A 7,722-nucleotide genomic window follows, 5' to 3' on the forward strand; every position below is an offset into this window, starting at 1 on the left:
GTCCAGACGCCCGGGCGGCGCCTGTCGGCCGACGTCGTCGTGCTTGCCATGACCCATCCCTTGCCGGATGTCCCGGCCGCCCTGACGCCGATCGACGATGCCGCCGGCTTCATCGCCGATCCCTATGCCGCCGGCGCGCTCGCCGCGATCGATCCCCACGCATCCGTGCTGATCGTCGGTTCGGGACTGACTTCGGCCGACACGGTGGCGGAGCTCGACCGCCGCGGCCATCGCGGCCGCATCCTGGCGGTGTCTCGCCACGGACTTCGCTCCCGCGGGCATCCCGATGTTCGCGGCGCGCCTTTCGGCGATTTCGTTTCGACACCGGCGAGCACCGCGCTCGGCCTGCTCGAAAACATCCGCTCGACTCTGGCGGCGGCAAACGCCGCCGGAGTCAACTGGCAGTCGGTCTTCGATCAGCTGCGCCTGCAGGGACCGGTGATCTGGTCCGCTCTCGATAAAAACCAGCGCACAGGGCTGGTGCGGCGGCTGCGCGCGTTCTGGGACGTGCATCGTTTCCGAATCGCGCCGCAGGTCGAGGCGGTGCTCGATCGTCGTCGCGCCGGAGGAACGTACGATAATATTGCCGCCGGCCTCGTGGCCTCGAATGACGATGGGAACCATCTGGCCGTAGCTCTGCGCCGACGTGGCCAGAGGCAGCTCGAGACGATGCATTTCGATGCGGTGATCAACACAACGGGTCCAGCGCATGGCAAGACGCTGCGGACCAATCCGGCGCTGCGCTCGCTTGGCGATGCCGGCCTGATCCGGATCGATGGCCATGGGCTAGGTATTGCAACCGGACTCGACAGCCGCGCTGTCGGCTGGAACGGCGAGCCCGTGCCTGGCCTTTTCGTTGCCGGGCCATTAGCACGCGGCACCTTCGGCGAGCTGATGGGCCTGCCGGAAGTGGCGCGTCACGCACAGGCCGTCGCCTCGGAGGTCGAAAGCCGGCATGGCACCCTGCCGACCATCGCGGCAACGCGCTGAAAATCCACGGCGGGTGCGGGCAGGCGAATTGGTATATCCGTGCGGCCGCGGCCGCGAAAACGGAAAGTCCTACTTTGTATATATACTCAATAGACTAATAATTGTCCGCACGTTCGGCCACCGCCGGACCAATCATTGGGACAGGCCAAGCCGGGAGATTTTCATGCCACAGAACGATCGCGACGCAGTCAAATTCGCCTATTGGGTGCCGAACGTCTCCGGCGGGCTGGTCATCTCGAATATCGAGCAGAGGACCAACCACTCGGCGGAGTACAACCGCAAGCTGGCGCAGATCGCCGAGCAGGCCGGCTTCGACTATGCGTTGAGCCAAATCCGCTTCACCGCCGGCTACGGCGCCGACGAGCAGCATGAATCGGTATCGTTCAGCCATGACCTGCTCGCCGCCACCAAAACGCTGAAGGTGATCGCTGCGATCCTACCCGGACCGTGGAACCCGGCGCTGGCCGCCAAGCAGCTCGCCACCATCAGCTACCTCACAGAGGGCCGCGTCGCCATCAACCTCGTCTCCGGCTGGTTCCGCGGGGAATTCCACGCCATCGGCGAGCACTGGCTCGATCATGACGAGCGTTATCGCCGATCGGAAGAATTCATCCGCGCGTTGCGCGGGATCTGGACCGAGGACAGCTTCACCTTCCGCGGCGACTTCTATCGCTTCAACCAGTATTCGCTGAAGCCGAAGCCGCCGCAGCCGCTGCCCGAAATCTTCCAGGGCGGTTCGTCGCGCGCGGCGCGCGACATGGCTTCGCGTGTGTCCGACTGGTACTTCACCAACGGCAACACCCCGGCCGAAATCGCCAAGCAGGTGGACGACATCCAGGCAAAGGCCAAAGCTAACAATCACTCGGTCAAGGTCGGCGTCAACGCTTTCGCCATCGTGCGCGAGACCGAGGAAGAGGCCAAGGCAGTGCTTGCCGAGATCATCGCCAAGGCCAACCCGGAAGCGGTCAATGCCTTCGGCCACGAGGTTAAGAATGCCGGCAAGGCTTCGCCGGAAGGCGAGGGCAACTGGGCAAAATCGTCCTTCGACGATTTGGTTCAGTACAATGACGGCTTCCGCTCGAACCTGATCGGCACGCCGCTGCAGGTCGCCCAGCGCATCGTTGATCTGAAGCGCGCGGGCGCCGATCTCATCCTGCTCGGCTTCCTGCACTTCCAGGAAGAGGTCGAGTATTTCGGCAAGCATGTCATCCCGCTCGTGCGCGAGCTGGAAAACGCGGAAGCCGCGGCGGCGCTCGCCGCCGAATAGCACGCCAGCCGCCGGCCGGAGATCGTCCGGCCAGCCCATGATCATGAACCGCGCGCCCGATCGGGCGCGCGACCGGGATGCTGTGTGCCTTCACTACAGTTGGGGACGGTGGAATGCCGATATCGAACCATGCCTTCGGGGCGATCGAGGCTTCGGTCTATGCGCCGGAGATCTTCGCGCAAGGGCTTCCGGCCGCTCAGCGGCTGGCTCACGGCGACAGGCCTCGACAGCCTGCGGCGGAAGATGCCGCGCCGCTTCTTGCCCTCGAGGGCATAGGGCTGTCTTTCGGTGGCGTGGTGGCGCTCGCGGATGTGGATCTGTCGGTCCGACCCGGTGAGATCCGCGCCATCATCGGCCCGAACGGCGCTGGCAAGAGCTCGCTGATCAATGTCATCAGCGGCGTCTACCGGGCTGATCGCGGCGATGTCCGGCTCGACGGCGCGCGCTATGCGCAGGTCCCGACGCAACGGCTGGCGCGTCTCGGCGTCGCCCGCACCTTTCAGAACCTCGCTCTGTTCAAGGGGCTCAGCGTCCTCGACAATGTCGCGTCCGGCCTTGCCTACAGGACAAGATCCAACTTCGCCGGACAGATACTCGGCGTCGGCCGCAGCCGCCGTGAGCAGCAGGAGCAGCGCGGGCGCGCCGACCAGGTTCTCGAATTCCTTCACTTGACCGACGTCCGCGACCGGCTGGCCGGCACGCTACCCTATGGTCTGCAGAAGCGTGCCGAGCTTGCCCGGGCGTTCATCGCCGAACCGCGGCTGCTTTTGCTCGACGAGCCCATGGCCGGCATGACGGCAGGCGAGAAGAGCGAGATGGCAGCCTATGTGCGCGCGGCGCGCGACCGCTTCGCCACCACCGTCGTGCTGATCGAGCACGATGTCGGCGTCGTCATGGGCCTATCGGACCGCGTCGCCGTGCTCGACTACGGGCGCAAGATCGCCGACGGCACGCCGGATGAGGTCAGGAACGATCAGCGCGTCATCGACGCCTATCTCGGCGTCGCCTCCGACAATGAGGAAGGGGCAGGCATATGATCGGCGACTTCGACTACCAGTTCTTCCTCGAAGTGCTGACCGGCGGGCTGCTGTCGGGCGTCATGTACTCGCTGGTCGCGATCGGCTTCGTGCTGATCTACAAGACGTCCGGCGTGCTCAATTTCGCGCAAGGCGCGCTGCTTCTGTTTGCGGCGCTGACCTTCGTCAGCCTCGTCGAGCGCGGCGTCCCGTTCGCGCTGGCCTTAGCCGTCACCTTCGCCATCATGGTGGCGCTCGGCATCGGCATCGAGCGCACGGTGCTGAGGCCGCTCACCAACAAGCCGCCGATCACGCTGTTCATGGCGGCGCTCGGCCTCTCCTACATCATCGAGGGCGCGGCCCAGCTCATTTGGGGCACGCAGGTGCATGGCCTCGACCTCGGCATCGAGGATGTGCCACTGGAAGTCGGCGGCGTGCTGATCAGCCAGTTCGACATCTTCGCCGCCGCGGTGGCGGCGGCCATGGTGCTGCTGCTCTCGCTGTTTTTCCGCTACACCCGCATCGGCCTCAGCTTCCGCGCCGTCGCCGACGACCAGTTCGCCGCACTTGCCGTTGGGCTGAGACTGCCGCTGATCTGGGCAAGCGTGTGGGCGGCGGCTGGGCTTGTCGCGCTGGTGGCCGGGTTGCTCTGGGGCGCGCGCCTAGGTGTTCAGTTCTCGCTGTCCCTGGTGGTGCTGAAGGCACTTCCCGTGCTGGTGCTCGGCGGTTTCGATTCCATTCTTGGCGCCATCGTCGGGGGACTCTTGATCGGCGCCAGCGAGAAGCTCACCGAGGTCTATGTCGGCGACTATTTCGGCGGCGGCATCGAGAGCTGGTTCGCCTATGTCGTCGCGCTGGTCTTCCTGCTCATCCGCCCCTCCGGCCTGTTCGGCCAGAGGCTTGTCGAAAGGGTCTGAGCCATGAGCGCGATCGCAACCGAATTGTCTCCCGCCGAATTGCCCAAGGGCGCAAATCTGCCGAAATGGCTGGCGCCGCTGCCGGTCATCGCCTTCGCCTACACGGTCGTGCCTCTCATCGGCGGCAGCTACCTGTTCGAGGCGATCCTGCTGCCCTTCCTGGCGCTCAGCCTGGCCGGCGTCGGGCTGAACATCCTGACCGGTTATGCGGGGCAGGTGTCGCTCGGCAGTGCGGCCTTCATGGCGGCAGGCGCCTTCGCCGCCTATAATTTCAACCTGCGCATCGAAGGCCTGCCGCTTGTCGCCAGCATCGTCCTCGCCGGCCTGGTGGCCGCCGCGATCGGCATCGTCTTCGGCCTGCCGAGCCTGCGGCTGCGCGGCTTCTACCTCGCGGTGTCGACGCTTGCCGCGCAGTTTTTCGTGCAGTGGGCGCTGACCAAGTTCTCCTGGTTCTCCAACGAGTCGGCATCGGGCGTCATCGATGCGCCGAAGCTGTCGATCGCCGGTCTCGAGTTCGACGGCGCGACCGGCCGCTACCTGTTCGCGCTCACCGTCGTCGTCATCCTCACCTTTCTCTCCCACCGGCTGGTCTGGTCGCAGACCGGGCGCAACTTCATCGCCATCCGCGACAACGAGACGGCAGCGCGCATCATCGGCATTCCGGTGCTGAGGACAAAGCTGCTCGCCTTCGCCATCTCGTCCTTCATCATCGGCGTTGCCGGAGTCATCTGGGCGTTCGCCTATCTCAGGACCGTCGAACCGGCCGGCTTCGACCTCGACCGCTCGTTCCAGATCCTGTTCATCATCATCATCGGCGGTCTGGCTTCGATACGCGGCGCCTTTCTCGGCGCGGCCCTGATCGTCGTCTTCCCGCTGGCGCTGTCGCGCCTCGGCGGTTTCCTGCTCGGCGATCTCTTCGATTCGGGCGTGCTCGACATGAGCCAGCGCATTGTGCTCGGCGCGCTCATCATCCTCTTCCTGATCCTTGAACCGGACGGCCTGGTGGCCCTTTGGGACAGGATTCGAAGACGGCTCTCACTCGCCTGGCAATCGAGCTGAGCCGGTTTCGGGGCAATACGCTCCCAATCAATCAAACATCGGAAAATAACCAGGGCGATCAAAGCCCATACGGAGTACCTCAACCATGACGTTCCTCAGCACAGTCAAGGCGGTCGCGCTGTCGGCGGCGCTGGCCGTGTCGGTGGCCCTGCCGGCCGCCCACGCCGACGAGCAGTATTTCCCGCTGCAGAGCTATCGGGTCGGGCCCTATGCAGCCGGCGGCACCGGTTTCTTCGGCGGCTTCATCGACTATCTCAACCTCATCAACACTCGAGATGGCGGCGTCAACGGCGTCAAGCTGACCTGGGACGAGTGCGAGACCCAGTACGAAGTCGAGCGCGGCGTCGAATGCTACGAGCGGCAGAAGAGCCATGCAGGTGCGGCCGCCTGGAACCCGCTTTCGGTCGGTATCGCCTACGCCATGATCGACCGCATCACGGCAGACAAGGTGCCGCTGATCACGGTCAATCACGGTCGCACCGATTCCACTGACGGGCGGGTGTTTCCCTACGTGTTCCCGCTACTGCTCAATCCCTACAGCGAGACGTCCGGCATCGTGAACTACATTGCCGCCAAGGAAGGCGGCATCGACAAGCTGAAGGGCAAGAAGATCGTCGTGCTCTATCACGGCTCGCCCTACGGCAAGGAGACGATCCCGATCTATGAGCTGCTGGCGCAGAAATACGGCTTCGCCGTGCAGCAGATCGAGGTGCCGCATCCGGGCAACGAGCAGCAGTCGCAATGGCTGACGATTCGCCGCGCCAAGCCGGACTTCGTCGTCCTGCGCGGGTGGGGCGTGATGAACCCGGTGGCGCTGAAGACGGCGGTGAAGGTCGGCTATCCGGTCGACCATATCATCGGCAACGTCTGGTCGAACTCGGAAGAGGACGTCATCCCGGCCGGCGATGCGGCCAAGGGCTACACCGCGATCACCACGCAGGCTTCCGGCAACAGCTACCCGGTGGTGCAGGAAATCGTGAAGACGGTTTATGACGCCGGCAAGGGCAACCTCGAGGACAAATCGCGGATCGGCTCGGTCTACCATAACCTCGGCATCGTCAACGGCATCCTCAACGTCGAGGCCATCCGCATCGCGCAGGAGAAGTTCGGCCATCGCACGTTGACCGGTGACGAGGTTCGCTGGGGCTTCGAGCACCTCAAGCTCGATCCGGCGAAGGTCGAGGCGCTCGGCGCCAAGGATCTGTTCCACTCCATCAACGTCAGCTGGGACAACCACGAAGGCGAAGGTTACGTGACCTTCCAGCAATGGGACGGCAAGAAGTGGAACGTCGTCTCCGACTGGATCGCCCCCGACTGGGCGCTGCTGCGGCCGATCATCGAAAAGTCGGCCGAGGCTTACGCGGCCGAGAAGGGCATCAAGCTGCGCACCGCCGCCGATGCCGACGCGGTAGCCGCCACCAACTGATCCAACGGACCGGGCGCCGGACTATTCTGCGACGCCCGGTCATCCAATTCGCAGACATCAGGGAAGCGCGCGATGCCGGGCAATGACGTCATCCTCGCCGTGGACAATATCCACGCCACCTACAATCACGCCATCACGGCGTTGCATGGCGTCAGCTTCGAGATCAGGCAAGGCGAGATGCTGGCGCTGCTCGGCGCCAACGGCGCCGGCAAGACCACCACGCTGAAAGCCGTCTCCAACCTGCTGCCGGCCGAGCGTGGCCAGGTCAATTCAGGCACCATCCGCTACGATGGCGCCGACGTCTCGCGGCGACAGCCGGGCGACCTGGTGCGCGCCGGGCTTGTCCAGGTGCTGGAAGGCCGCCACTGCTTCAAGAGCCTCAGCGTCGAGGAGAACCTGGTTTCGGGTGGCATCGGCCGCAGCGGCAGCCGCGCCGAGATCAACCGGGATCTGGAACGGATCTACGCCTATTTCCCCCGCCTGCGGGAAAAGCGCCGGACCTTGTCGGGCCTGACCTCGGGCGGCGAACAGCAGATGACGGCGATCGGCCGGGCGCTGATGTCGCGACCGCGCCTGCTCGTCCTCGACGAACCGTCGATGGGGCTTGCCCCACTCATCGTCCAGGACATCTTCCAAACGCTTAGGAAGCTCAACCGCGAGACCGGCCTGTCGATCCTGGTCGCCGAACAGAATTCGGCGGTCGCGCTCGGCTATGCCGATCATGCCACGGTGCTCGAGAACGGGGTCTCGGTTTTCTCCGGCGCCGCCGCCAGCCTGCGCCAGCGCGAGGATGTGCGCGCCTTCTATCTCGGACAACAGCCTTCGCCGGCTGCCCAACCAACCCATCTCCACGCCGTCGTGTGAACCGAAATCCCAAGGAGCCAAGAAATGACCGTCTCCAACGTCAAGACCGACAGGGCTGCTGCCGCCGTGCCGCCGGTCGCCAGACCCGCCGAGCCCGCGCACATCATCAAAGACGACGCCGAGGCGATCGCGGTCGCCCAGAGGCTCGCCGCCGAATTCGTCAAGGACTCCTCCCGGCGCGAC

The 7,722-nt window shown here is 64.9% G+C and carries 7 protein-coding genes and 1 pseudogene; all 8 read left to right on the plus strand.

The features are described 5' to 3' along the window. Nucleotides 1-990 (plus strand): hydroxyacylglutathione hydrolase (locus tag EOA32_RS29945; RefSeq protein ID WP_128373637.1); only part of this gene is annotated, 990 nt, incomplete at its 5' end. 163 nt (nucleotides 991-1,153) lie between these two features. Further along, entirely contained in the window at nucleotides 1,154-2,257 is a 1,104-nt protein-coding gene (sfnG, locus tag EOA32_RS29950) for a dimethylsulfone monooxygenase SfnG (RefSeq protein WP_128373638.1), read from the plus strand. A 113-nt stretch (nucleotides 2,258-2,370) separates the two neighbouring features. Then, nucleotides 2,371-3,294 carry an ABC transporter ATP-binding protein gene (locus tag EOA32_RS29955; protein WP_128373639.1) on the plus strand — a complete coding sequence of 308 codons (924 nt, stop codon included), beginning with the start codon at nucleotides 2,371-2,373 and terminating at the stop codon, nucleotides 3,292-3,294. After that, the gene (locus tag EOA32_RS29960) at nucleotides 3,294-4,190 is read left to right on the plus strand and encodes a branched-chain amino acid ABC transporter permease (RefSeq protein WP_189407479.1); all 897 of its coding nucleotides are present in this window, start codon (nucleotides 3,294-3,296) and stop codon (nucleotides 4,188-4,190) included. Before EOA32_RS29955 ends, EOA32_RS29960 begins: the two co-directional genes overlap by 1 nt. Nucleotides 4,191-4,193: 3 nt before the next feature. Beyond that, a complete protein-coding gene (locus tag EOA32_RS29965; protein ID WP_128373641.1) occupies nucleotides 4,194-5,249 on the plus strand; it encodes a branched-chain amino acid ABC transporter permease in 1,056 nt (351 codons plus the stop codon). Nucleotides 5,250-5,334: 85 nt separating this feature from the next. Beyond that, complete coding sequence (locus EOA32_RS29970; RefSeq protein ID WP_128373642.1) at nucleotides 5,335-6,675, plus strand: ABC transporter substrate-binding protein; 1,341 nt, start codon at nucleotides 5,335-5,337, stop codon at nucleotides 6,673-6,675. A gap of 72 nt (nucleotides 6,676-6,747) precedes the next feature. Continuing rightward, nucleotides 6,748-7,539, plus strand: coding sequence for an ABC transporter ATP-binding protein (locus tag EOA32_RS29975; RefSeq protein ID WP_128373643.1), 792 nt, complete (start codon nucleotides 6,748-6,750; stop codon nucleotides 7,537-7,539). A 24-nt stretch (nucleotides 7,540-7,563) separates the two neighbouring features. After that, a pseudogene (locus tag EOA32_RS40200) lies at nucleotides 7,564-7,722 on the plus strand (SfnB family sulfur acquisition oxidoreductase); the annotation flags it as partial.

Origin of the sequence: Mesorhizobium sp. M1A.F.Ca.ET.072.01.1.1, assembly GCF_004023325.1 — a bacterium.
In the GTDB taxonomy this organism is placed as follows: domain Bacteria; phylum Pseudomonadota; class Alphaproteobacteria; order Rhizobiales; family Rhizobiaceae; genus Mesorhizobium.

What these genes read in the sequence shown, in the direction of transcription:
- sfnG (WP_128373638.1), top strand. Translation starts at nt 1,154, where the DNA reads ATGCCACAGAACGATCGCGACGCAGTCAAATTCGCCTATTGGGTGCCG.
- EOA32_RS29955 (WP_128373639.1), top strand. Translation starts at nt 2,371, where the DNA reads ATGCCGATATCGAACCATGCCTTCGGGGCGATCGAGGCTTCGGTCTAT.
- EOA32_RS29965 (WP_128373641.1), top strand. Translation starts at nt 4,194, where the DNA reads ATGAGCGCGATCGCAACCGAATTGTCTCCCGCCGAATTGCCCAAGGGC.
- EOA32_RS29970 (WP_128373642.1), top strand. Translation starts at nt 5,335, where the DNA reads ATGACGTTCCTCAGCACAGTCAAGGCGGTCGCGCTGTCGGCGGCGCTG.
- EOA32_RS29975 (WP_128373643.1), top strand. Translation starts at nt 6,748, where the DNA reads ATGCCGGGCAATGACGTCATCCTCGCCGTGGACAATATCCACGCCACC.